General features: G+C 64.4%; 23 protein-coding genes. 17 read left to right on the top strand and 6 right to left on the bottom strand.

Annotated elements, in window-relative coordinates; all coding sequences use genetic code 11:
• Positions 1-7 precede the first annotated feature (7 nt).
• Positions 8-1,831 carry an MFS transporter gene (locus ABD927_RS12795; RefSeq protein ID WP_345249968.1) on the bottom strand — a complete coding sequence of 608 codons (1,824 nt, stop codon included), beginning with the start codon at positions 1,829-1,831 and terminating at the stop codon, positions 8-10.
• Positions 1,832-2,016: 185 nt separating this feature from the next.
• On the opposite strand from ABD927_RS12795, the gene ABD927_RS12790 reads away from it, so the two are divergent.
• The 3 genes from ABD927_RS12790 to ABD927_RS12780 all read left to right on the top strand — a co-directional run bounded on the left by ABD927_RS12790 (position 2,017) and on the right by ABD927_RS12780 (position 4,542).
• Positions 2,017-2,478, top strand: coding sequence for a MarR family winged helix-turn-helix transcriptional regulator (locus ABD927_RS12790; RefSeq protein WP_345249966.1), 462 nt, complete (start codon positions 2,017-2,019; stop codon positions 2,476-2,478).
• Between the two features lie 127 nt (positions 2,479-2,605).
• Positions 2,606-3,685: a type IV toxin-antitoxin system AbiEi family antitoxin gene (locus ABD927_RS12785; RefSeq protein ID WP_345249964.1), complete on the top strand. Its 1,080-nt coding sequence runs from the start codon at positions 2,606-2,608 to the stop codon at positions 3,683-3,685.
• The gene (locus ABD927_RS12780) at positions 3,673-4,542 is read left to right on the top strand and encodes a nucleotidyl transferase AbiEii/AbiGii toxin family protein (RefSeq protein ID WP_345249962.1); all 870 of its coding nucleotides are present in this window, start codon (positions 3,673-3,675) and stop codon (positions 4,540-4,542) included. Before ABD927_RS12785 ends, ABD927_RS12780 begins: the two co-directional genes overlap by 13 nt.
• Before the next feature lie 13 nt (positions 4,543-4,555).
• Here the strand turns inward: ABD927_RS12780 and ABD927_RS12775 are convergent, their stop codons facing one another.
• Positions 4,556-5,485 carry a LysR substrate-binding domain-containing protein gene (locus ABD927_RS12775; protein WP_345249960.1) on the bottom strand — a complete coding sequence of 310 codons (930 nt, stop codon included), beginning with the start codon at positions 5,483-5,485 and terminating at the stop codon, positions 4,556-4,558.
• A 111-nt stretch (positions 5,486-5,596) separates the two neighbouring features.
• Between ABD927_RS12775 and ABD927_RS12770 the strand changes: the two genes are divergently transcribed.
• The 8 genes from ABD927_RS12770 (at position 5,597) to ABD927_RS12735 (ending at position 12,845) form a co-directional block, all read left to right on the top strand.
• Complete coding sequence (locus tag ABD927_RS12770; RefSeq protein WP_345249958.1) at positions 5,597-6,466, top strand: HpcH/HpaI aldolase family protein; 870 nt, start codon at positions 5,597-5,599, stop codon at positions 6,464-6,466.
• Between the two features lie 24 nt (positions 6,467-6,490).
• Positions 6,491-7,456, top strand: coding sequence for a tripartite tricarboxylate transporter substrate binding protein (locus tag ABD927_RS12765; protein WP_345249956.1), 966 nt, complete (start codon positions 6,491-6,493; stop codon positions 7,454-7,456).
• 30 nt (positions 7,457-7,486) lie between these two features.
• Positions 7,487-8,578, top strand: a complete 1,092-nt coding sequence (locus ABD927_RS12760) for a mandelate racemase/muconate lactonizing enzyme family protein (RefSeq protein WP_345249954.1) — start codon at positions 7,487-7,489, stop codon at positions 8,576-8,578.
• 279 nt (positions 8,579-8,857) lie between these two features.
• A complete protein-coding gene (locus ABD927_RS12755) occupies positions 8,858-10,018 on the top strand; it encodes a COG1470 family protein (protein ID WP_345249952.1) in 1,161 nt (386 codons plus the stop codon).
• Positions 10,015-10,941, top strand: coding sequence for an ABC transporter ATP-binding protein (locus ABD927_RS12750; RefSeq protein ID WP_345249950.1), 927 nt, complete (start codon positions 10,015-10,017; stop codon positions 10,939-10,941). The genes ABD927_RS12755 and ABD927_RS12750 overlap by 4 nt, the downstream gene beginning before the upstream one ends.
• 135 nt (positions 10,942-11,076) lie before the next feature.
• Positions 11,077-12,039 (top strand): ABC transporter permease, encoded by a 963-nt coding sequence (locus tag ABD927_RS12745; RefSeq protein ID WP_345249948.1) that lies wholly within the window; start codon positions 11,077-11,079, stop codon positions 12,037-12,039.
• Between the two features lie 148 nt (positions 12,040-12,187).
• Complete coding sequence (locus ABD927_RS12740; protein ID WP_345249946.1) at positions 12,188-12,553, top strand: type II toxin-antitoxin system RelE/ParE family toxin; 366 nt, start codon at positions 12,188-12,190, stop codon at positions 12,551-12,553.
• Positions 12,546-12,845 (top strand): XRE family transcriptional regulator, encoded by a 300-nt coding sequence (locus ABD927_RS12735; RefSeq protein WP_345249944.1) that lies wholly within the window; start codon positions 12,546-12,548, stop codon positions 12,843-12,845. Before ABD927_RS12740 ends, ABD927_RS12735 begins: the two co-directional genes overlap by 8 nt.
• On the opposite strand, the gene ABD927_RS12730 is transcribed toward ABD927_RS12735, so the two are convergent.
• From ABD927_RS12730 to ABD927_RS12715, 4 genes are all read right to left on the bottom strand, one after another.
• A complete protein-coding gene (locus ABD927_RS12730) occupies positions 12,832-13,248 on the bottom strand; it encodes a DUF4351 domain-containing protein (RefSeq protein WP_345249942.1) in 417 nt (138 codons plus the stop codon). The two genes, ABD927_RS12735 and ABD927_RS12730, sit on opposite strands and share 14 nt — an antisense overlap.
• Complete coding sequence (locus ABD927_RS12725; RefSeq protein ID WP_345249940.1) at positions 13,224-13,478, bottom strand: hypothetical protein; 255 nt, start codon at positions 13,476-13,478, stop codon at positions 13,224-13,226. Before ABD927_RS12725 ends, ABD927_RS12730 begins: the two co-directional genes overlap by 25 nt.
• A gap of 84 nt (positions 13,479-13,562) precedes the next feature.
• Positions 13,563-15,140, bottom strand: coding sequence for a glucose-6-phosphate isomerase (pgi, locus tag ABD927_RS12720; RefSeq protein WP_345249938.1), 1,578 nt, complete (start codon positions 15,138-15,140; stop codon positions 13,563-13,565).
• A gap of 10 nt (positions 15,141-15,150) precedes the next feature.
• Complete coding sequence (locus ABD927_RS12715; protein ID WP_345249936.1) at positions 15,151-16,551, bottom strand: phosphomannomutase/phosphoglucomutase; 1,401 nt, start codon at positions 16,549-16,551, stop codon at positions 15,151-15,153.
• 286 nt (positions 16,552-16,837) lie between these two features.
• On the opposite strand from ABD927_RS12715, the gene ABD927_RS12710 reads away from it, so the two are divergent.
• The 6 genes from ABD927_RS12710 to ABD927_RS12685 all read left to right on the top strand — a co-directional run bounded on the left by ABD927_RS12710 (position 16,838) and on the right by ABD927_RS12685 (position 24,216).
• Complete coding sequence (locus ABD927_RS12710; protein WP_345249934.1) at positions 16,838-17,938, top strand: MraY family glycosyltransferase; 1,101 nt, start codon at positions 16,838-16,840, stop codon at positions 17,936-17,938.
• A gap of 339 nt (positions 17,939-18,277) precedes the next feature.
• Complete coding sequence (glmM, locus tag ABD927_RS12705) at positions 18,278-19,618, top strand: phosphoglucosamine mutase (protein ID WP_345249932.1); 1,341 nt, start codon at positions 18,278-18,280, stop codon at positions 19,616-19,618.
• 154 nt (positions 19,619-19,772) lie between these two features.
• Positions 19,773-21,761, top strand: coding sequence for a polysaccharide biosynthesis protein (locus ABD927_RS12700; protein WP_345249930.1), 1,989 nt, complete (start codon positions 19,773-19,775; stop codon positions 21,759-21,761).
• Positions 21,762-21,815: 54 nt separating this feature from the next.
• Complete coding sequence (locus tag ABD927_RS12695; RefSeq protein ID WP_345249928.1) at positions 21,816-22,412, top strand: sugar transferase; 597 nt, start codon at positions 21,816-21,818, stop codon at positions 22,410-22,412.
• Positions 22,409-23,038, top strand: coding sequence for an acetyltransferase (locus tag ABD927_RS12690; protein ID WP_345249926.1), 630 nt, complete (start codon positions 22,409-22,411; stop codon positions 23,036-23,038). Before ABD927_RS12695 ends, ABD927_RS12690 begins: the two co-directional genes overlap by 4 nt.
• Positions 23,038-24,216, top strand: coding sequence for a DegT/DnrJ/EryC1/StrS family aminotransferase (locus ABD927_RS12685; protein ID WP_345249924.1), 1,179 nt, complete (start codon positions 23,038-23,040; stop codon positions 24,214-24,216). Before ABD927_RS12690 ends, ABD927_RS12685 begins: the two co-directional genes overlap by 1 nt.

The following is a 24,216-nucleotide window of genomic DNA, read 5'->3' as shown; positions in this document are numbered from 1 at the left end:
GCGGCCGCTACGCCGTCCGGCGCGGCCCGTAGCCCGCGGCCGGCGCGTGCCCGTTCCCGTGCCCGTGTCCATGACCCTGCCCGTGCGCGGCCTCGCCATCGTGCACGAACTTGCCGCCGCCCAGCCACGACGCGAGGCACGCAACCAGGTTCAGCGCCATCGAGAAACTGAACGCCAGCTTCAGCCCGTGCATGAACGGCACCGCCATCAGGTGCGGGAAGAAATGCGTGCCGGTGATCTCTGCCGCGCTCGCCGCGGGCAGCGCATGCAGCGCGGCGGCCGGAACCAGCTCGGTCATCGGGTTGTAGCCGAGGAAGGCCGCGAACAGGCTGGCCACCGGCGGCGCCTGCGCCACGCCGCGGGCCACGTCGGGCGCCACGTGCTGCGCCACCAGCGCCGCCTCCATCGACTGCGGCAGCGACGCCGCCAGGCCGACCAGCATCAGGCTGAAGAACACGCCAATGGACAGCACCATGCCCGCGTTCAGCGTGGTGGCCCGCATGCCGGAGGCCTGGCCGCGCTCCACCGGCGGCACCGAATTCATGATCTGCGTGCTGTTGGGCGCGATGAACAGCCCCGAGCCCAGCCCGTTCAGGAAGATCAGCAGCGCGAACAGCCAGTAGGGGAAATCGGCCGGCAGCGCCATCAGCGCGCCGAAGCTGGCTGCGCCCAGCAGCATGCCGCCCACCGCGAACGGCCGCGCGCCCACGCGGTCCGACCAGTAGCCGGCGAACGGCGCGGCCGCCAGCAGGCCCACCGTCAGCGGCAGCATGAAGATGGCCGACCACAGCGGCGTTTCCTCGAAGCTGTAGCCGTGCAGCGGCAGCCAGATGCCCTGCAGCCAGATGATGAGGATGAACTGCAGGCCGCCGCGCGCCACCGACGAGGCCAGGCTGGCCAGGTTGCCGTAGGCGAACGGCCGCAGCCGGAACAGCCGGAAATCGAACATCGGCTTGGCCACGCGGCGCTCGATCGCGAAGAACGCCGCCAGCGCCAGCACGCCCACCACGAAAAAGCCCAGCACCTTGGGGCTGGTCCACGCCATCACGTGGCCGCCGTAGGGCTGGATGCCCTCCGTGATCGCCGTCAGCACCAGCACCAGGCCCACCGCGAAGCTGAGATTGCCGGCCCAGTCGATGCGGTGGCTGACGCGCGCGCCGTGGTCGCGCAATTTCAGGAACCCCCACGCGGTGCCGACCAGCCCGATCGGCACGTTGATCCAGAACACCAGCCGCCAGCTGGTATCGGCCAGCAGCCCGCCGATGATCAGGCCGACGAACTGCCCGCCCACCGCGGCGATCATGTTCACGCCCAGCGCCAGGCCGCGCTGGTGCGGCGGGAAGGCGTCGGTCAGGATGGCGGTGGAATTGGCCATGATCAGCGCGCCGCCCAGCCCCTGCACCACGCGCACCAGGATCAGGTACAGCGCCGCGCCGTTGCCGTTGCCCGGCATCAGCGCCAGCGCGATCGAAGCCGCGGTGAACACCGCGAAGCCCAGGTTGTACATGCGCGCGCGGCCGAACTGGTCGCCCAGCCTGCCGAAGGCCACCACCAGCACCGCCGTCACGATCAGGTAGCCGATGATGGCCCACAGCAGGTAATCGATATTGGCGGGATCGAGCGCCTTGAGCCCGATGCCGCGGAACACCGCGGGCAGGCTGATCAGCAGGATCGAGCTGTTGATGGCCGCGGCCAGCATGCCGAGCGTGGTGTTGCTCAGCACCATCCACTTGTGGCTGGCCGGCCGCGGATGGCCCGGGGCATGATGGGCGGGGGAATGCGGACCGGCGCCATGGCCGCCGGCCTTGGCGGAAGAAGCGTGTGCCTTCATGATTGTGCGAGCCTGCGAGACGGGGCGTTGCGCCCCATGATTTATCTGTATTATGCAGATATCTACTGATAGCAAGCTGAAAGCACGAGCCGGAACGTCGCGTGCATAATACAGGCATCTTACAAACGCGCGATCCGCGCACGCAACAAGGAAGGCGGCCCCGGCCGGCCGCCCGGAGGAGCCCCATGACGCCGCCAGGCAAACCGCCCGGACAACCGCCGGGCATCGAAGTGCTGGAGCAGGAACTCGCCTACCTCGCGCGCGCCCTGGAAGCCGTCCAGCGCAAGCGCCGCTACCCGCTGGACCGCGCGCAATACCTGCTGCTGGCGCTGCTCGAACGCGACGGCCCGCTGCCGGTGACGGCGCTGGCCGAACGGCTGCTGCTGGACGATTCGACGGTAACGCGGCAGGTGGCGGCCATGGCCGAACGCGGGCTGGTGGACCGCCTGCCCAATCCCGCCGACGGCCGCAGCATGCTGATCCGCGCCACCCCGGCAGGCCTGGAAACGGCCGGCCAGATGCGCGACATGCGCATCGGCCGCGTGGCCCTGCTGTTCGAAGGCTGGCCCGACGACGACCGCGTCCGGATGGCCGAACTGCTGGCCCGGCTCAACGCTTCGCTGCGGGCCACGCTGTCCACTCGATAGCGGGGTGGGGGCCGGACCCCCGGCCGCCCAGGCGGATTTCACCAAATTCTTGATTTCATCGAATGTTGAAATTCGGTTTTTGGTGAAATTACTTGTGAACTTTCACTAATCATGGCATTTTCACTTTATGTTGAAATCCATAGATCCAGTGAAAATCGAAGGGCAAGCTGCCGAGATGCTTCACCGCATCCTGGAACATATCCCTTCTATCGAGCGCCTGGAGATCCGCCGTCCATCAACCGCAGGCGAGCGCTCTATCGACCTCGTCGCTCACATCGACATCTTCGGTCGCCGGCATACCCTGGTCGCTGAAGTGAAGGCCAGTGGCCAGCCTCGGCAAGTGCGGCCAGCGCTGCTCATGCTGAAAGACTACGCGGCACGCCAAGCGGAGACCGTCACACCGGTGTTCATAGCGCCTTACCTGTCGGCCGAGGCCCAGGCCTTGTGTCGCGAGTACGACGTTGCGTTCCTGGATCTGGAAGGCAACGCGCGGCTGGCGTTCGGCACCTTCTTCATTGCTCGCCAGGTCGCCAGCAAACCTGCCGCGGAGCGGCGCGAACTGCGCTCCCTATTCAAGCCCAAATCCGCGCAAGTGCTACGGCAGATGCTGCGCGAGCCTAACCGGCCCTGGCGGGTGGCGGAGCTGGCCCAGGCAGCCCATGTCAGCTTGGGGCATGTGAGCAACGTGCGCACGGCTCTGGTGGAGCGGGAGTGGGCGCAGGTGGCTGATGAGGGGGTGTTTCTGTCGAACCCTGATGCACTGCTGGACGCCTGGCGCGAAGCCTACGAGCCGCCAGCAGGAAAACGTCAAACCTTCTATACCACCTTGCACGGTTCAGCCTTTACAGAGGCCCTGCGCGCCATGCCAGCCTCTTCGGCAGAAACGGGGAGAGTGGCGCTGGCCACGTTCTCTGCGGCCCAGTGGCTCGCGGCCTACAGCCGCACGGGAATCCAGTATTTCTATGCCGACAAGATGGGCCTGCAGCAGCTGCAAACGGCCTTGCACCTTTCACCAGCCGGCAAGGGCGAGAACGTCGTTGTGACCGTGCTCGACGACTTGGGCGTATTCCTCGATACGGACAAGCCCGCGACAGGCATCGTCTGCACGAGCCCTGTTCAAACTTACTTGGATCTTGCCCATGCTGGAGAACGTGGCCGCGAGGCAGCTGAACATCTTCGGAAAGAGAAATTGCAATGGTCCCTATGACACCCGGCGACCCGCAATTCGCCTCGGACTACGACGACCGGACCACCGCGGCGGTCAAGTCCGTTCTGATCGAGATTGGACAGATTCTCGGCAGCTTCAAGGGCAAGTTTGCTGTCGTGGGCGGGGTAGTCCCCTGGCTGCTGCTGGGCGACAACGAAGAAATGCCCCACGTCGGAACACTGGACCTGGATCTGGGATTGGATGCCGAGGCGCTCGGGGATGGCGAATACGCCAATTTGGTGGAAGAGTTGCTGGGCCATGGCTATGCACAGCGGAAGGAACTGAGGCGTTTCCAGCTCGTGCGCAATATCCAGCCGAAGGACGGCGGCCCCTCCATTGACGTGATGATCGACTTCCTGAGGCCCAGAGATGCTCAACTCGTCAAGAATGTGCCTCCTCTGATCAGCAACTTCGCGGTGCAAGGGGCAGACGGCGCGGACTTGGCCATCCGCTTCTACCAGATGGTGGCAATCGTCGGCTCCATGCCTCATGGCGGCACCAACCGCGTGGAGGTGGCCGTGTGCTCCATTCCCGCATTGCTGGCCATGAAGGGACATGCCATCGCGGGTCGCTACAAGCAAAAGGACGCCTACGATATCTACTACTGCGTCCGTAACTATCCCGGCGGCCCGCAGGCACTGGCCGAGGACTGCCGGCCATTGCTTGGACATGCCAGCGGACTTGCCGGCTACCAGCACATCGCCAGTAAGTTCGATACGGCCGAAGGCTTTGGCCCGACCTGCGTGCGGCATTTTGTCGAAGATACGCAGGTGCTGAGCGAGCGCACGCCGGAACAGTGGCAAGTGGATGCCTTCGGACAGGTGGATGCGTGGCTGCGTGCCTTGGGCTTGAGGTAAGCAACCATCTTCTCTAAGCCACGGCCAGCTTCGAATAGCTGGCCTCCACGCATTCCATGAACGCGCGCAGCGTGGCGGAGGCGCGCTTCTGGTACCAGACCATGCCGCTGGAGCGCGCCACATGCGGCAGTTGCAGCTTGAGCACCTTGATGAGCCCGAGCTTCTCGAAATAGTGGGAGACCTGCGGCGCGAGGATGGCCAGCGCATCGGTGCGGTTCAGATAGGCCTGGATGGTGTGCACCGACAGGGTCTCGATGCGGTCGCGCGGCATGGGCAGCCCATGCTCCTGCAGGGCGCGGTCCAGCGGCTCGCGCAGCGGCGTGCCGATGGGCGGCAGCACCCAGGGATAGCCTTGCAGGTGCATCCACTGGATACGCTTGCGCCGCGCGAGCGGATGGCGCGTGCCCACCACCAGCAGCATGGGCTCGGACGACAGCACCTTGACGCTCAGTTCGGCCGGGCAATCGAGGGGAATGCGGCCGATGAAAATATCGATCTTGCCCAGCCACAGGTCGGTCAGGTGCGCCTCGGTGGCGCCTTCGCGGACCACGACCGTGGTGCCGGGGAATTTCTGCTTCAGCAGCGCCAGGCTTTCCGGCACCACGCCGATGGTGGCGTGCGGACTGGTGCCCACGCTGATGCGTTCCCGGTCGCCCGACAGCAGGCCGTGCAGTTCGTCCGTGACGTGGCTCAGCGTGGCCAGCGCGTTGCGCGCATGGCGGATCAGGCACTGGCCGTAGATCGTGGGATGCAGCCCCTTGGGCAGGCGTTCGAACAACTTGACGCCGAAGCCCGCTTCCAGTTCGGCGAGGATCTTGGACACCGCGGGCTGCGAGACGTTGGACAGCGCCGCCACCTTGCCGACGTTGCGGCAATCGTCCAGCGCGACCAGCAATTGATAGTGCCGGGTCTTGAGGTGGCCGAGAAAGCGCGGATTGCTCATTGCAGATAACCGTAAGGTTATGCCAACGAGCAATTCTCTCATTAGACGCGCCGGGCGGCGAAACGTAGCATGGCCCTCCATTCCAGCGAATACAAGGAGGGGGAGCCAGCCATGAGCATACCGCGATTGAACGGCGTCATCCGCGCGCTCGAGTCAGGCGGGCCGGCATTCGTGTGCATGAGCAATTTCGACATCGCCCGGGCGCAGGAGATCGCCGGCGATCCCTATGACGGCATGGCGTTCGAGATGGAGCACAACCCCTACGACATCAAGGGGCTGCGCGACTGCCTGCAGTACATGCTCGATCCGCGCCGCATCGCCAAGACGGGCAGCGTCGCGCCACCGGTCACGCCCATGGTGCGCATACCGCCCAACGGCGGCGAGATGAATCAATGGATCGCCAAGCAGGTGCTCGACATCGGCGTGTACGGCATCATCTGGCCGCATGTGAGCACCGTGGAAGAAGCGCGCAACGCGGTGGCCGCCTGCCGCTATCCCAGGCCCCGCGAAGCGCCGCGGTTCGAGCCGCCGGGCCTGCGCGGCGACAGCCCGCGCAATGCCGCCCGCTACTGGGGAGTTTCGCAACAGGAGTACTACGAGCGCGCCGACGTATGGCCGCTCGACCCGAAAGGCGAAATCCTGGTCGCCATCATGTGCGAGGACCCTGCCGGCATCGCCAACCTGCCGAAGATGCTGGAGGAAGTCCCGGGCATCGGCGCCGTCATCGTGGGAGAAGGCGACCTGTCGCAAAGCCTGGGCTTGCCGCGGCAGTACGACCATCCGACCGTGACCGCGGCGATCGACGAGATCCTGGCCATCTGCAAGGCGCACGGCGTGGCGTGCGGCCATCCGCACATCGACAGGAACAACATCGTCGAAGCGATAGAACGCGGTTTCCGCTGGCTGATGCCCAAACCCGAACGCTCCAACCATGCGCTGGAACTCGGGCGAAGCACGGCGCGCAAGCAGTCCGGCAATTAGAAAACAGAAAGAGAGGAGACAAGCATGAAGGTTCGGACATGGTGCCTGGCCCTGGCGGCCGGCGCGCTCGCAGCCGCCACGGCGCAAGCGCAGAACTATCCCAACAAGCCGGTGCGCGTGGTCGTCGGCACGACGGCCGGCAGCAGCATGGACGTGGTGGCGCGCGGGCTGGCGGAGAGGCTTTCCAGGATCTGGGGGCAGTCCGTCATCGTCGACAACCGCGCGGGCGCGGCCGGGCTGATCGGCGAGGAACTGGTGGCCAAGTCGGCCCCCGATGGATACACGCTGCTGTACGCCGCCGGCTCGCTCGCGGCGCGCCCCGCCCGCTACCGCAAACTGCCGTTCGACGTGCTGCGCGATTTCGAGCCGGTAACGCAGGTGGTGTCGCGCGGCGAAGTGCTGACCGTCAATCCGCAGGTGCCGGCCAAGGACACCCGCGAACTGATCGCGCTGGCGAAAGCCAGGCCGGGCCAGATCCGCTATTCCACCGGCGGCGTGGGCAGCGCCAGCCAGATGGGCATGGAGCTGTTCAACCTGATGGCGGGCATCAAGCTCACCAACGTGCCGTACAAAGGCGGCCCGCAGGCGATCAACGACGTGGTAAGCGGCACTATCGAAGCCTATTTCGGCGGCCTGCTGCCGGTGTTGCCGATGATCAAGGAAGGACGGCTGCGCGCGCTGGGCACCAGCGGGCCGCGGCGTTCGTCCATCCTGCCGGATGTGCAGACCATGGCCGAAGCCGGCGTGCCCGGCTTCGAGTTCGACAACTGGAACGGCATTTTCGTGCGGGCCGGCACGCCGCCGGAGATTGTCGAGAAAATCGCCGCCGACATCCGGACGGTGGTCTCTTCGGAGGAACTGAAAAGCCGCTTTGCCTCGCAGGGCATCGACCTCGTCAGCACGAGCCCGGCGGACTTCAAGAAATACTTTGCCGCGGAAGTGGCGAAATGGCCGGAAGTGGTGAAGGCCGCCAACATCGCCGTGCAGTGAGCGCCGCCCTCCGACCAGAAAGGTTTCAACTTGAAGATTTCGCACATCGAAACCAGCATCGTCCGGCTGCCGGCCGATGAACCGCTGGCCAACCCGGCGGCGCCGGCCGCCGGCACGCGCAATTTCGTGACCGTCACGGTCAGGACCGACGATGGGCTGGAAGGCATCGGCTTCTCGTTTTTCGGCTGGGCCATCACCGGCGCGCTCAGGACGGCGATCGACGAACTAGGGGCGCTGATCATCGGCGACGACCCGCTGCGCGCGGAAACCATCGCGGCAAAGCTGCGCGGCGCGGCCGGCGGCGCGGGGCCGGGCGGCATATTCACGCTGGCGCTGTCCGCGCTCGACATCGCGCTGTGGGACATCAAAGGCAAGGTCGCCAACCTGCCGGTGTCGAAACTGCTGGGCGGCAGCCGCGATCGCGTGCCCACGTATGCGAGCGGCGCGCTGGGCCGGACGCTATCGCTGGACCAGGTGGCCGAGGCCGCCGCCACCCTGGTGAAAAAAGGCTTTCGCCAGATGAAAACCCAGCTCGCGCTGCCCGGCCCGCCGAACCCGCGCGGCGAGGTAGAACGCATCCGCGCCATCCGCGCCGCCATCGGCCCTGACATCGACCTGATGTGCGACGTCAACCAGCGCTGGAGCGTGCACCAGGCCATCGACATCGGCCAGCGTCTGGAAGACACCCGCCTGTTCTGGCTGGAAGACGTGACCCGCCATGACGACTACCAGGGGCTGGCCTGCATCACCGATGCGCTGTCCACCCCCATCGCCGGCGGCGAATACGTGTACGGGCTGCCGGCGTTCCGCCAGATGATCGAGGCGCGTTCGGTGGATATCGTCATGGTCGACGTGCTGCGCGCGGGCGGCATCACGCAGTGGCAGAAAATCGCTGCCATGGCGGAAGCGTTCAACATGCCCGTGGTCAGCCATTGCCACCCGGAAGTGTCCATTCACCTGGTGGCGGCGTTCCCGCACGGCCTAACTGTCGAATACATGCCGTGGCTGTACCGCATCTTCGAGGAACCGCTGCAAATCCAGGACGGGCAGATGCTCGTGCCGGACCGGCCCGGACTGGGGCTTACCTTCAACCGCGAGGCCCTGCGCCGCTATTCGAGCTGACGGCCACGCAAACGCCGATCCAGGGTGGGCGCGACGGCGCGCCAAGGGCCTTCCGGGCGCGCGAGCATTTCCTAACACATAGACAGCGCCCTGTCAGTTTCACTTTGAAACAAGCCGGCCGCAACTTTCCATTACATTTCCTGCCAATTTCCGCACCGTGTCCGTGTGCCGGGGCGCTCTAGCCGCATCGCCGCCCCAGCCGTCCGGCCGCGGTCTTTCATCAACGAACGGATGCGGCCACGGCCGAGCCTGGCCCACCAAGAACCCAGAACAAATGCCATGCGAAAGATCCTGTCTTTTCTCATCTTGTGTTTTGCGATGTTCTCGGCGCAGGCCTACGCGCAAAGCGGCAGCCGCCCGACCGGCGTGTTCCTGACCACCGACTATCCGTCCCTCACCCTGCAGCCCGGCACCACCTCCAACATCAGCCTCACGCTGGCCAACCGCGGCGTGGCGCCCAGCCGCATGGCGCTGCGCGTGACCGACGTGCCCGCAGGCTGGAAGGCCACGCTGCTGGGCGGCGGCCAGCCGGTGTCGGCCGCCATGCCCGGCACCGACAACAGCGTGCTGCTGCAGCTGCGCGTGGAAGTGCCGGCCGACGCGCCCAAGGCCCCGCACACCCTGACGGTGCTGGCCGAAGGCCCGGCCGGCACGGTACGGCTGCCGATCGACGTGGCGCTGGCCGACCAGCTGCCGGCCAAGCTGGTCATCGACTCCAAGCTGCCCGCGCTGCGCGGCGGCCCCAGCTCCTCGTTCGACTACCAGTTCAGCCTGCGCAACGATAGCGGCAAAGACCTGCTGGTCACGCTCGGCGCCGACGCCCCGCAGTACTTCGACACCTCGTTCACCGAGGGCTACGGCACGCAGCAGCTCACCTCGGTGCCGGTCAAGGCCGGCGAGTCGAAAGACATGAAGCTCAGCGTGCGGCCGCCGTCCAACGTCAAGCCCGGCAGCTTCCCGATCAAGATCTCGGCCCAGGCGCAAGACGCCAGCGCCAATGCCGACCTGTCGCTCGAGATCATCGGCCAGCCCTCGCTGCGCATCTCCGGCCGCGACGGCCTGATGAGCGCCGACGCCACCGCCGGCACGGCGAGCACCGTTCCCGTGGTGATCCAGAACGACGGCTCGGCGCCCGCCGCCAACGTCGAACTGTCGGCCACCGCGCCCAATGGCTGGGAGATCGAATTCGAGCCCAAGACCATCGACCAGATCGCCGCCGGCGGCCATGCCGAGGCCCAGGCCAAGCTGACGCCGTCCAAGCAATCGCTGGCCGGCGACTACATGGCCACGGTGCGCGCCTCGTCCGGCGGCCAGTCGGCTTCGGGCGACTTCCGCATCACCGTCCATACGTCCACCCTGTGGGGCATCGCCGGCGCGGTCATCATCGCCATCGCCGTGCTGGTGCTGGTGGGCGCCGTCGCGAGGTTCGGACGGCGATGAGCGAACTCGTCATCCAGGCCGACGGCCTCACGCGCCGCTACGGCGCCACCACCGCCGTCGACCACATCACCTTCACGGTGGAGCGCGGCGAAGTGTTCGGCCTGCTGGGCCCGAACGGCGCCGGCAAGACCACCACCATCCTGATGCTGCTGGGCCTGACCGACATCAGCGCGGGCAGCGTGCGCGTGCTGGGCCGCGACCCGCAGCGCGAGCCGCTGGCCGTCAAGCGGCAGGTCGGCTACATGCCCGACGCGGTCGGCTTCTACGACCACCTGACCGCGCGCGAGAACCTGTCGTACACCGCGCGCCTGCTGGGCATGCCGGCCGGCGAACGCGACGCCGCCATCGACGCCGCGCTGGCGCGCGTGCGGCTGCAGGACGTGGCCGACAAGCGCGTGGCGACCTTCTCGCGCGGGATGCGGCAGCGCCTGGGGCTGGCCGAGATCGTCATGAAAGGCACCCAGGTGGCCATCCTCGACGAACCCACGTCGGGCCTGGACCCGCAGTCCACCGAGGAATTCCTCGAACTGGTGCGCAGCCTGGCGGCCGAGGGCGTGTCGGTGCTGCTGTCCTCGCACCTGCTGGAACACATGCAGCGCATCTGCGACCGCGTGGCGCTGTTCCAGCGCGGCCGCATCGCGCTGATGGGCACCGTGCCGGCGCTGGCCAAGCAGGTGCTGGGCGGCGGCTACGCGGTGGCGGTCGAAGCCGATGGCCAGGGCCTGGCCGGGCACCTGCGCGCCATTCCCGGCGTCTACCAGCTCGAACAGCCCGACCCGCAGCACTACCGCCTGCTGGCCGACCACGACGTGCGGGCCGACGCCGCGCGCGCCGTGGTGCAGGCCGGCGGCCAGCTGTACCGGCTGTCGGTGGACCAGCCCAGCCTGGACGTCATCTACAACCGCTTCTTCCAAAGTCAATGAGCCCGCCCCTACGCGCTTCGCGCGCCCCTCGAGGGGCGGCACCGGCGGACCGGCGAAGCCGGATCCGCGGTGCCCTGGATGGGGCGGAGCAAGTTCATGCATCGTGTCAGGCGCGCGGCGCCGAGGAGTATAGATATGCAGCGTGAAGGCTCTCCGTGGCACGGGGTCGAGACCGTCACGGTCAAGGAACTGGCCGACCACCTTTCCAGCGCCCGCATGCGGATCCTGGAATGGCTGATCGTGCTGACCGCGGCGGCGTCGCTGTACGGCGTGGTGCAGCAGATCCGCAGCACCACGGCGTCGGATCCGTTCATCTTCCTGCGGCTGTTCACCGCCGCCCAGGCGCCGCTGCCGTCGTTCGCGTCACTGCTCGGCTTCCTGATTCCGCTGGTGGCCATCGGGCTGGGCTTCGACGCCATCAACAGCGAATACAACCGGCGCACGCTCAGCCGCATCCTGTCGCAGCCCATCTACCGCGACGCGCTGCTGCTGGGCAAGTTCCTGGCGGGCCTGGGCACGCTGGCGATCTGCCTCATCACGCTGTGGCTGCTGGTGATCGGCACCGGCCTCCTGCTGCTGGGCGTGCCGCCCAGCGGGGAAGAAATCGCCCGCTCGCTGCTGTTCCTGGTGGTGGCGCTGGCCTATGCGGGCGTGTGGCTGGCGGTGGCGATGCTGCTGTCCATCGTGTTCCGCTCGCCGGCCACCTCGGCGCTGGCCGCGCTCGGGCTGTGGCTGCTGTTCACGATGCTGTGGCCCATGCTGGCGCCGGCCGTGGCGCAGGCCATCGCGCCGCCCGATCCGGTATCGCTGATGCTGGGCCAGCCCAGCCTGGAAACCATGCAGTGGGAACAGGCGCTGGGGCGGATATCGCCCACGCGGCTGTTCGGCGAGGCGGTGGTCGGGCTGCTGAACCCCGGCACCCGCACGCTGGGGCCGCTGTTCATGGACCAGCTCGAAGGCGCGGTGATGGGATCGCCGCTGCCGCTCGGGCAGAGCCTGGGCATCATCTGGCCGCAGGCGGTGGGGTTGATCGCCGGGGTGATCCTGCTGTTTGCGCTGGGGTATGTGGTGTTCCAGCGGCAGGAAGTGCGGGCGTAGCGCCGGCGGCCCGGGATCATTTTCGCCAATCGTAGCTATCCCAACTCGCCTCCGGCCTCGAAGGCATCTATGGTGAATCGCGGTGTTGCCCCTGTGCGGCACACCGCGATCATTCCATGGCGGGAATATTCCTTCGAGGCTATAATCAATGCGTTGGCAGGTCGAGTACACCGACGAATTCGGTCATTGGTGGAATACGCTGCGTGCAGATGAACAGGAGTCCGTAGCCGCTTCGGTGCAATTGCTTGAAGCCCTTGGGCCTTCGCTCGGCTTTCCACACAGCAGCGGGATCGGCACGTCCAGGCATGGCCATATGAGGGAACTGCGAACGCAGCACGATGGGCGGCCTTTTCGCACGCTATACGCGTTCGACCCTCGGCGGACGGCCATTCTGTTGATAGGTGCGGACAAAACGGGAAACGATCGCTGGTACGACCTCTATGTTCCGATCGCGGATCGGCTGTACGACCAACACCTCGAAGAATTGAGGGCGGAAGGATCAAGCGATGGCTAAGAAATTTTCGACACTGCGTGCCCGCATGTCTTCCGAGTCACAGGCACGCGCAGCGGCAAAGGCCCGGGCCATGCTCGAGGAAATGCCGCTGAACGAGCTCCGTCAAGCGCGAGGCTTGTCCCAACAGGAACTGGCCGAGCGTCTCCAGGTGCAGCAACCTTCGATCGCCAAGCTGGAGAAACGCACCGACATGTACCTCTCCACACTGCGCAGCCATGTCGAGGCAATGGGGGGACAGTTGGAAGTCATCGCGCGTTTTCCGGACGGCGAAGTAAAGATTAAGAACTTATAGCTTTCGGCGACAACGGCGGCGTCGCCCTGCTGAACCCCGGCACCCGCACCCTCGGCCCGCTGTTCATGGACCAGTTGGAAGGCGCGGTAATGGGATCGCCGCTGCCGCTGGGCAAAGCCTGGGCATCATCTGGCCGCAGGCGGTGGGGTTCTCGAGATTGCGCGCCGCCCATTTTTTGTTGATGATCAAACACCGCTTCGAGGGAAGTGGCGTCCAAGACTTTCAGGGCCCAGGCGTCGAGGTCTTGCAGTGAGGCTGTCTGCAAACGTTGGAGGAGGGCTGCGGGCAGGGGGCCGAATTTATGGGTCAGCAAGCGTTCCAACTGTCGAGCCTGGCCTTCCTGGCGGCCCCGCTTCAGCCCTTCTTCAGTCGCATATCTCAATGCCGCGATTTCATCGGCCATGGCCGCTCACGCACGAACGCCCGACGCCGCGCCTGATCGTCCATACTCAGAACCTTGAGCCGCCGCACGGTCTGTTGTACAGGCGGATGGGTGACATCATCCATGATGGCGTCCTCTTGTCCGTGCTGAAAGCAGGCGACCCATGCGGCCAGAGCCGCAGGCAGTCGGCCCGGCCGCTCTGCCTTCGGCAATTCTAGTTCTAGTATATGCAGCTGCAGTTCGTCGCCCATCAAGGTGCCGGAACGGCGATCACGGAATTGGGTCAGAGGGACGGCGCCGGTTTATCCGTCAGGGAAAACCGAAGTCAATCCCCGCTACTTCCACCGCCCCACCCAATACGCCGTCGACACGTCATGCTCGCCAGCCGGCCCGCCGCCCAGTTCAGCGGCAATCCCCGTGGCCAGCACCTTCCCGTACTCCACGCCCCACTGGTCATAAACATCGATGCCCCACACGGCCCCCTGCACGAACACCTTGTGCTCGTACAAGGCCAGCAACGCGCCCAAGGCCTGCGGCGCGAGCCGCGGCAGCACGATCAGGTTGGAAGGCCGCCCGCCGTGATGCGCCTTGTGGCACGCCAGCCAACGCGCTTCGTCGTCGTTCGCCGCCTTGGTCCGCTGCTCGGGCACCAGCTCGGCAACGCTCTTGCCCCGCAGCAAGGCCTCGCGCTGGGCCAGGCAATTGGCCACCAGCAGCCGATGATGCTCGGGATAAGGATGATCGGCCTCGCGGCAGATGATGAAATCCACCGGCGCGCCCTCCGGCCCCTGGTGCAGCCACTGGAAGAAGGTGTGCTGCCCGTCCGTCCCCGGCATGCCCCATACCACCGGCCCGGTCGGCACCGTGACGGTGGCGCCGCCCACGTCCACCGACTTGCCCAGGGATTCCATCTCCAGCTGCTGCAGATAGGGCACCAGGTTCCCCAGCCGCGCGTCGTACGGCGCGATGTTGTAGGTGGCATAGCCGAAGGCCGAGCGATTGGCCAGCCCGGCCAGCGCCAGCTGCACCGGCGCATTGCCCGACAGCGGCGCCCGCGCGAAATGCGCGTCCATCGCCGCCGCGCCCTCCAGCAGGCCGTCCAGCGCCTCGGCGCCCAGCGCCAGCGCGATCGGCAGCCCGATCGACGACCACACCGAATAGCGCCCGCCGGCCCAGTCCCAGAACCGGAAAATCTGCTCCGCCGGCACGCCCAGCTTCTGCGCCGCGGCCACGTTGGACGTGACCGCCGCCACCTGCGCCATCGGCTCGGCCACGCCGCCGTCGCGCAGCCATTCGATGGCGCGCTCGGCGTTGCGCATGGTCTCGATCGTGGAGAACGACTTGGACGACACCACCACCAGCGTGGCATGCGGGTCCAGGCCCAGCACCCCGGCCTCCATCGCATGGCCGTCGATATTGGCCACGAAACGCACCTCGCGCCGCGCGCCGGCATAGCCCAGCGCGCTCACCACCAGCTTGGGCCCCCAGTCGCTGCCGCCGATGCCGATGTGCAGCACCGACTTGTAGCGCCCATCGCCATCCACGCGCCGCACGAAAGCGCGCACCCGGTCGCGCTCCACGCCCACCTCGGGCACCGGCGAGGGCTCGGCGCGCAGCGCCGTATGCCAGGCCGCGCGATGCTCGGTCACGTTGGCGATGCCGCCTTCCAGCAGCGTGCGGCGGGCGTCGTCGAACCCGCGCGCGGCCAGCAGCGCCTCGCCCGCCTGGCGCAGGTCTTCCGACCACGCCTGCGCGCTCAGGTCCAGGTGCAGGCCGGCGGCCTCCACCACGCGCAGCACCTGCGCGCCGCGGTCGGCCGCCTTCGCGGCCTGCAGGAAGGCCCGCCACTCGGGGCATTCGGCCAAGGGCGCCGGCGACGCCACCGGGCCCGACACGCCAACAGATTCCTTCATGCCGGGCTCCTCAGAACGGCAGCCTGGCGTCCGGCTTCACGCGCAGCAACTGCTCGCGGAAGGCGGACTGGATGCGCGCCAGCGCCGCGTCGTCGTCGGCCTCGAAGCGCAGCACCACCACCGGCGTGGTGTTGGAAGCGCGCGCCAGGCCGAAACCGTCGGCATACTCGGCCCGCACGCCGTCGATCGTGACCACGTCGCGCGCGCCCTCGAACCGCCCTTCGCGCTGCAAGCGCTCGATCAGGTCGAACTGCTCGCCTTCCCGCGTCTCCAGCTTCAGTTCCGGCGTCGACTTGGCCTGGGGCAGGATCTCCAGCATCGCCGAGGGGTTGGCCGCGCGCGACACGATCTCCAGCAGCCGGGCGCCGGCGTACAGGCCGTCGTCGAACCCGTACCAGCGGTCCTTGAAAAAGATGTGCCCGCTCATCTCGCCGGCCAGCGGCGCGCCGGTTTCCTTCAACTTGGCCTTGATGAACGAATGGCCGGTCTTCCACATCAGCGGCCGGCCGCCCGCCTTGCGCACTTCCTCCGCCACGAAGCGGGTGCACTTCACGTCGTAGATGACCTCGGCGCCCGGGTTGCGCACCAGCACGTCGCGCGCGAACAGGATCAGCTGGCGGTCGGGCCAGACGATCTGTCCCGATTTCGTCACGATGCCCAGCCGGTCGCCGTCGCCGTCGAACGCCAGGCCCAGCTCGCAATCGGTTTCGCGCAGGCAGCGCGTGAGGTCTTCCAGGTTGTGCGGGTCGGCCGGGTCGGGGTGATGGTTGGGGAAACGGCCGTCCACGTCGCAGAACAGGTCCACCACCTCGCAGCCCAGCGCGCGGAACAGCTTCACCGCCGTCGGCCCGGCCACGCCGTTGCCGGCGTCGACGGCGATCTTCATCGGCCGCGCCAGCTTCACATCGCCCACGATCCGGTCCAGGTAATCCTGCACCACGTCGCGGCGCTCGAGCTTGCCGGTAGCCGGCGCCGGCGGCAGCGGCGCGAGCATCGCGTCGCGCAGCGCGGTAATGGCCGGCCCGAACAGCGTCACGCCGCCCAGCATCATCTTGAAGCCGTTGTACTCCGGGGGATTATGGCTGCCGGTAATGGCGATGCCCGACCCGTTGCCCATGGTGCTGGCCGCGTAGTACACCAGCGGCGTGGGCACCATGCCGATGTCGATCACGTCGATGCCGCCTTCCAGCAGACCGCCCTGCAGCGCCTCCGACAGCTCGGGCCCGCTCAGGCGGCCGTCGCGGCCCACCACTATCCTGGAGAGGCCCATTTTGCGCGCCTCGGCCGCCAGCGCCAGGCCCAGCAGACGGGCGAACCCCGCGCTCAGCGGGGCGGGCACCACCCCGCGGATGTCATAGGCCTTGAATACGGAAGCGGCGATGTCGACGGCAGTCTGTGTAGATTCAGTCACGCAAGTCCCCTAGAAAGTCGATACCGATTATCCATGATAAGGATGACGGCGCCTTTTTCCACGGTAACCCAGCGTTACCCGCCCGCCAAATACCGCCTTGGGGGGCATCCATGCGCCGTAGCGCGGACGACCGAGGGGCGTCCGGCCTCGTCCAGATGGGTGGCATACCCGCGGCGCCGAAGCACGGTGTCATACAATACCGGGCGAGCTCGCAGCATCGCGGCGCTGCCTCGCGCAGCCCCGCTCCGCCGCCCTATCGATGCTTTCTCGGTTTCATCCGGCGCGCATGCTCAACCTCACCGTCAGTTTCATCGCCTCCCTGGTCATCAATCTGTTCATCGTGCGCTACGGCAGCGGACGACGGTCCATCGCGGCCGACTCGGATTTGCAGGGCGTGCAGAAATTCCATACCCGGCCCGTCCCCCGCATCGGCGGGCTGGCCATCATGGCGGCCTGTTGGCTGGCGGTGGCGGCGCTATGGCCGCGGGACGGCTACCTGGCCGGACAACTGACGACCCTGCTGCTCGCCTCCCTCATCGCTTTCGCCAGCGGACTGGCCGAAGACATCACCAAGAAAGTGCGCCCCTTCGTGCGGCTGATCGCCACGGCGGCGGCGGCGCTGCTCGGCTGTACGCTGGCCGGGGCCATCATTCCCCGGGTGGACGTGGCGCTGATCGACGGCTGGATGGCGCACTGGCCGGTGCTGGCGGTCGTATTGAGCGTGGTGTGCGTGGCGGGAATGGTCAATGCGGTCAACATCATCGACGGGTTCAACGGGCTGGCATCCGTCACCGCCATCCTGATGTTCATGTCGCTCGGCTACGTGGCGTTCAAAGTAGGCGACCCCTTCGTGCTGGGGGGAGCGCTCATCATGATCGGCGCCATCCTGGGATTTTTCCTCTGGAATTACCCCAACGGCATGGTGTTCCTTGGCGACGGCGGAGCGTACCTGCTGGGCTTCGTACTGGCCGAGCTGGGCATCCTGCTGGTGGCGCGCAATCCGCAGGTGTCGGCCTGGTATCCGGCGCTGCTGTTCATCTATCCGATTTTTGAAACGGTATTTTCAATCTATCGCAAGAAGTACCTCAGAGGGATCTCGCCCGGCGTGCCCGACGGGGTGCATTTGCACATGCTGATCTACAAGCGGGTCATCCGCTGGGCGATCGGCAAGCGCAACGCCCGGGTGCTGCTGCGGCGCAATGCCATGACATCCCCTTACTTGTGGGCGCTTGCTCTGATCGCGGTGATGCCGGCTACCATCTTCTGGGCACAGAAATATGTGCTGGTGGGATTTCTGCTGGGTTTCATTCTTGTTTACTGTCTGCTGTATAGGGCCATCGTAAGATTCCGGACGCCCAAATGGCTCGTGCTGCACCGCACACACTGAAACAAGGAAAAACTGGAAATAAGCTCGGATGAAACCATTAGCTACTCGCTGTTAGTACTTGTAACTTGTAACCGCTCCAGCAAAGCTACAATCGTCCACCCTGGATTGACGCATTTGCCGAACCAAATCACAGATTTGGTTACATTGCAGTCATAGGAAGTCCACGCCCCGACTCTATGCTGGCGCTCTGTCAGAAAAACACCGACAACGTGGGCCCTCAGGGCAACTTGTCCGCAACACGTTAAGGGCCTCAATAAAAGCAAGTACTTTCTTACTGCTCCCTTTCGGCCAGTCCGATAGGGTGGCCCAGGCATCGAAAAAAACGGCAGGGGAAGAAGAATGACTGCAGCGTTAAAGTATTTCGGCACGGACGGCATCCGGGGCAAAGTAGGCGGAGACGTAATCAATGCAGCGTTCGCGCTGCGCCTGGGCCAGGCAACAGGCACGGTGCTGGCCGCCGACAGCCCCGCGGGCGTGCGCCCGACGGTCCTGATCGGCAAGGACACCCGCATATCGGGCTATATGCTCGAGTCCGCCCTGGAGGCCGGGCTATCGTCCGCCGGCGTGGACGTCGTCCTGGCCGGCCCCATTCCCACCCCCGCGGTGGCGTATCTCACGCGGGCACTGCGCCTTTCGGCGGGCATCGTCATCAGCGCCTCGCACAATCCTTACGACGACAACGGCATCAAATTCTTCTCCGGCCAAGGCAACAAGCTGCCCGACGAAACGGAGTTGCGCATCGAAGCGGCCCTGGAACAGCCAGGACCGTGCGTGCCCTCGGACGGCCTGGGGAAAGTCCGCCGGCTCGACGATGCGGCCGGGCGATATATCGAATTCTGCAAGTCCACCTTCCCAGGCGACAGCAACCTGAACGGACTGAAAATCGTGGTGGACGCGGCGCACGGCGCGGCCTACCACATAGCACCTAACGTATTTCAAGAACTGGGCGCACAAATAATAACCATCGGCTGCGAGCCCAATGGATTCAATATCAACGCCGAAGTGGGCGCTACGCATCCGGAAACCCTGGCGCAAAAGGTGATCCAATATGGTGCGGATCTCGGCATCGCGCTGGACGGCGACGCCGACAGATTACAGATGGTCGACGGCCGTGGACGGCTTTACAATGGCGACGAACTGCTCTACGCCATTATTTCCGAACGCCTGAGCCACGGCCCGGTGGCCGGCGTTGCCGGTACCGTCATGACGAATTACGCGTTCGAACGAAAAATGAACGAACTCGGAATTCAATTCGTGCGCACGCCCGTCGGAGACAAGAACGTACTGGCGGCTCTACAAGAAAAAGGCTGGTTATATGGCGGGGAAAGCTCCGGCCACCTGCTATGCCTGGACAGGCATTCCACGGGCGATGGCATCGTCGCCGCGCTGCAGGTGCTGGGCGCCATGCGCCACTCCGGCCGCAGCCTGCCGGAATTGACCGCCGATCTTCGGCTGCTGCCGCAGAAACTCGTCAACGTCGTGTTGCCGCCGGGCCAGGAATGGCAGCAGCATGCCGGGCTTGCGCAAGCGTATCAGGAAGTGATGAATATCCTGCAGGGGCGTGGACGGGTTCTGATCCGCCCTTCGGGCACCGAACCGAAATTGCGACTAATGGTAGAAGCGGAGGAAGAAGGCCTGGCAGTGAACTGCGTCAATCGCCTGGCGACCAGCCTTGCTTGAATGGGCATGGGCCATAGACACAAAGCGATACGCCATACCGCGTCCGCGGTATTGAGCGGAAGCGCTCGCACCCGAATAATGGACGGCCCCGGGGCGGCTGCCCATGCCTGTCAATACTACGCTGCCCCCTAGGCACACCGAGTAGGCCCACAACATGTTGTCCCAACTCAGAAACTGGCTGGTTTCCCTTTCCCGCCCCCAGAAAGTAGCGGTAATGGTGGCGGCCGACCTGGTCGCATTGCCCACTTGCCTGCTGGCCGCTTTCTATCTGCGGCTCGGCGACGGCTTCGTGCTCCAGCAATATGGCGCCAGCGCACCGGTCATCATGGCACTGGCGACCATGCCAGTGTTCTACTTCTGCAACCTGTACCGCAATGTCGTGCGCTACGTCGACGTCCGCGTGCTGCGTTCCACGGGAATCGGCATCACAATCCTGGCACTGGGCACCTATGCCTTGTCGCTCGTATTGGACACGCCAACGCCGCCGCGCAGCAGCTTGCTGATCTACTGGTTCGTGGCATTCGCATACGTGGTGATCTCGCGGTTCGGCGCTCGCCATCTCTTGCGCAATCCTCAACACCGGCCCGGCCGTCCTCAGCGCGTGGCCATCTACGGCGCGGGAGAGGCGGGCTTTCAGCTCGTCAACGCGATGCGGACCAGCCAGACGTACGTACCCGTCTGCTACTTCGACGACGACCGGCACCTCGAGAATCGCCACGTCGCGAGCCTCAGAGTTCACCCCATCAGCCGCCTGCGCGAAATAGTCAGCAATCTTGACATCGAGCAGATCATCATCGCGATTCCTTCCGCGTCTCCAGAACGGCGTCGGCATATCTTCAACCAGCTGTCAGCACTCGACATCCCGGTAAAGACGCTGCCTACTATGGCGGAGCTCGTTGACGGCAAAGTATCCGACAACGCCATACGTGAAATCAAACTGGAGGATTTGCTCGGCCGCAAGCCCGTGCCTCCGCGCAAGGATCTATTCGCCCGCTGCGTGGCCGGTAAAGTGGTATTGGTCACCGGTGCCGGCGGCTCAATCGGCAGCGAACTGTGCCGTCAGATCGAAACGCAGCGGCCCTCCAAGCTGATACTGCTGGATCATTCTGAATATGCACTGTATTCCATCGAACACGAGCTGCGCGGACGGTTTCCAGAGGCTGCGATAGCGGCTTACCTTGGATCCGTGTGCGACGCATCCTTGTTGTCTGGCATTGTCAGGGAACACCGCGTCGATACCATATACCATGCTGCGGCCTATAAGCATGTTCCTCTTGTCGAAACCAACATGGCCGAGGGCATTCGCAACAACGTCATGGGTACTTGGAACGTAGCGATGGCGGCCGCTCAGCATGACGTGGAAACCTGCGTGCTTGTCTCCACCGACAAGGCTGTCCGCCCGACGAACGTCATGGGCGCGAGCAAGCGCTGCGCGGAACTGATTTTCCAGGCATTCGCATCGAGACAGGCCAATCGCACCACTTTCAGCATGGTCCGCTTCGGTAACGTGCTGGGCTCATCGGGTTCGGTGGTGCCGCTATTCCGACGGCAGATCGAAAATGGGGGACCGGTCACAGTCACCCACACCGACATCATTCGGTATTTCATGCTCATCCCTGAAGCGGCGCAACTCGTGATCCAGGCCGGCGGCATGGCCAAGGGAGGCGAAGTATTCGTGCTCGACATGGGAGAACCGGTGAAGGTCATGGACCTGGCCCGCACGATGATCGAAATGTCCGGGCTCACGGAAAAAACCCCGCAGAATCCGTTGGGAGACATCGAGATCAAAGTCGTAGGCTTGCGTCCGGGTGAGAAACTCTATGAGGAATTGCTGATCGCCGGAGATACGATTCCAAGCGAACATCCACGCATCATGAGTTCGCGCGAACCATGCTTCGGATTAATTGAACTGGAGAATCGGCTCAATAAACTCTTCGAGGCATGCAAGAGCCAGGACGACCTTCAGATCCGCATGGCGCTGCAACAGCTTGTGCCTGAATACGCGCCGTACTCGTCACTGCGCGGTACGCGCATCTCTACACCACTACCGGCAGCCGTCAGCAAGCCGCAAAGAGGAACCAGCAGGAGTCCATATTCGATCACATATGGCGACAAGGCCATTCCAGTTAGCCACGCAGCCTAGCAGCACCACAGCGGAAGCGGGGGGCCGCCGCTGCATTTTGCGTTTGCGCATTTCATGATCAAGAGACTTCTCGATATCGTACTGGCTGGCGTTGGACTCATTATCCTAAGTCCCATCATCGCCGCCCTCTATTTCGCCGTGCGCCACCAACTTGGCCGCCCAGTTTTCTTTCGGCAGATCCGTCCTGGTCTCCATGGCCAGCCGTTTGAAATGATCAAGTTCCGGACCATGCTTGATGTCTGCGGGCCGGACGGTCAACAACTATCCGACGAAAACCGGATGACGCCGTTCGGCCGCTTTCTGCGCAGCAGCAGCTTGGACGAATTGCCGGAACTGTGGAACGTATTGCGGGGCGATATGAGTCTTGTCGGCCCGCGCCCCTTGCTGATGGAATATCTTCCGCTCTATAGCGAAAAGCAAAGGCGACGTCACGAAGTACGGCCCGGTGTTACCGGATGGGCACAAGTGAATGGCCGCAATGCGCTTTCATGGCAGCAAAAATTCGATCTGGATGTCTGGTACGTGGAAAACCGGTCGGTATGGCTTGACATCTTTATCCTGTGGAAAACGGTCCAAAAAGTCATCGTGCGGGAGGGCATAAGCGCCGACGGCCAGGCGACCATGGAGCGTTTCCGTGGGAATGCCAAATGAAAACCCTGGCGATCCTCGGCGCTGGAGGGCATGGCCGTGTAGTTGCAGACGCTGCGGAAGCATCGGGACAGTGGGATGAGATCTTTTTTTTCGACGATTCCTGGCCCGATCGCACTTGCAATGGCCCGTGGCAGATTGTGGGTAACACGAAGCAACTTGAAAATGACGCGAAACATTACGGCGGCATTGTCATAGCCATCGGCATCAATCGGATCCGGCTGAGACTTAGCCAAGAAATGGAATTCAAAGGGGGACGTCTCGCGGTCATCGTACATCCCCACGCCACGATTAGTCGCCATGCCAAGGTCGGCAAGGGTAGCGTGGTATTTGCCGGCGCGGTGGTCAACATAGGTGCCACAGTAGGCCACGCATGCATTATCAACACCGGTGCTACTGTCGACCATGACTGCCAACTGGCCGACGGGGTGCATATCAGCCCGGGCGCAAACTTGGCAGGTACGGTCAACGTTGGTACCTGCGCCTGGATTGGCGCCGGCGCCGCAGTCAGGCAACAGATCGCTATCGGCGCTGATGTGGTGGTAGGCGTCGGTGCCGCGGTAGTCCATGATCAGCCTGCCGGCGTCACCGTCGTCGGCAATCCCGCCAAAGTTCTTAGGACGTCATAATGTTGAACACCGAATTTGCACCATGGCCGTCATTCACTGAAGAGGAAGCCGACGCTGTCCGCCGTGTGCTACTTTCGAATAAGGTTAATTACTGGACTGGCCAGGAATGCCGCGAATTCGAACGGGAATTCGCCCGTTGGACCAATACCGAATATGCAGTGGCTGTTGGAAACGGTACATTGGCACTCGACTTGGCGTTGAAGGCGCTCGGCATTGGTCCGGGGGACGATGTCGTTGTCACACCACGCACCTTCCTTGCATCAGCGTCCAGCATTGTCACGGCGGGGGCGCGACCAATATTTGCCGATGTAGACCTTAACAGTCAGAACATTACCGCGGATACCATTCGGCCAGTACTTACTCCTAACACTCGCGCCATTATCTGCGTTCACCTTGCAGGGTGGCCGTGCGATATGGACCCGATCATGGCACTGGCCAAAGAACGCGACCTTTTCGTAATTGAAGATTGCGCGCAGGCCCATGGCGCAAAATATAAAGGTCGTCCGGTGGGTAGCATTGGCCATATCGGTGCATGGTCATTCTGCCAGGACAAGATCATGACCACCGGCGGCGAAGGAGGTATGGTTACCACCAACAATCGAGACTGGTGGGCCTCTATGTGGTCGTACAAGGATCACGGTAAATCCTGGGAAGCCGTTTACGAGCGCAAGCACCCCCCCGGATTTCGATGGATCCATGAATCGTTCGGCACTAATTGGCGGATGACAGAGATCCAAGCCACCATAGGACGCATCCAACTACGCCGCATGCCGGAGTGGTCACGCAAACGTAGAGAGAACGCGGCGGCGATCGACGAGGTGGCCCAGCGTCACAATATCGTCCGGGCCCCTGTCGTACCAGACTATATCCAGCATGCAGCATACAAGCATTATCTGTTTGTACGACCCGACGCACTGGCGACCGGATGGACTCGCGACCGCATCATCGACGCCATCAACGCAAAGGGTGTGCCCTGCTATCAGGGCTCGTGTTCCGAAGTCTATTTGGAAAAAGCATTCAGGGGCACTGATATGGTTCCCGCTCACCGGCTCTCTAATGCGGTGACACTTGGAGAAACAAGCATAATGTTTCTCGTCCATCCCACGCTAACCGCCGACCAAATAGAGCGAACGACGACGGTATTAGATGACGTGTTGTCTGCGGCAGCGGCACATTGA

Source organism: Pigmentiphaga soli (assembly GCF_039541095.1).
Classification (GTDB): domain Bacteria; phylum Pseudomonadota; class Gammaproteobacteria; order Burkholderiales; family Burkholderiaceae_B; genus Pigmentiphaga; species Pigmentiphaga soli.
Note: the sequence above shows the minus strand (reverse complement) of the source record. Positions and strands in the feature narration are given on the sequence as shown.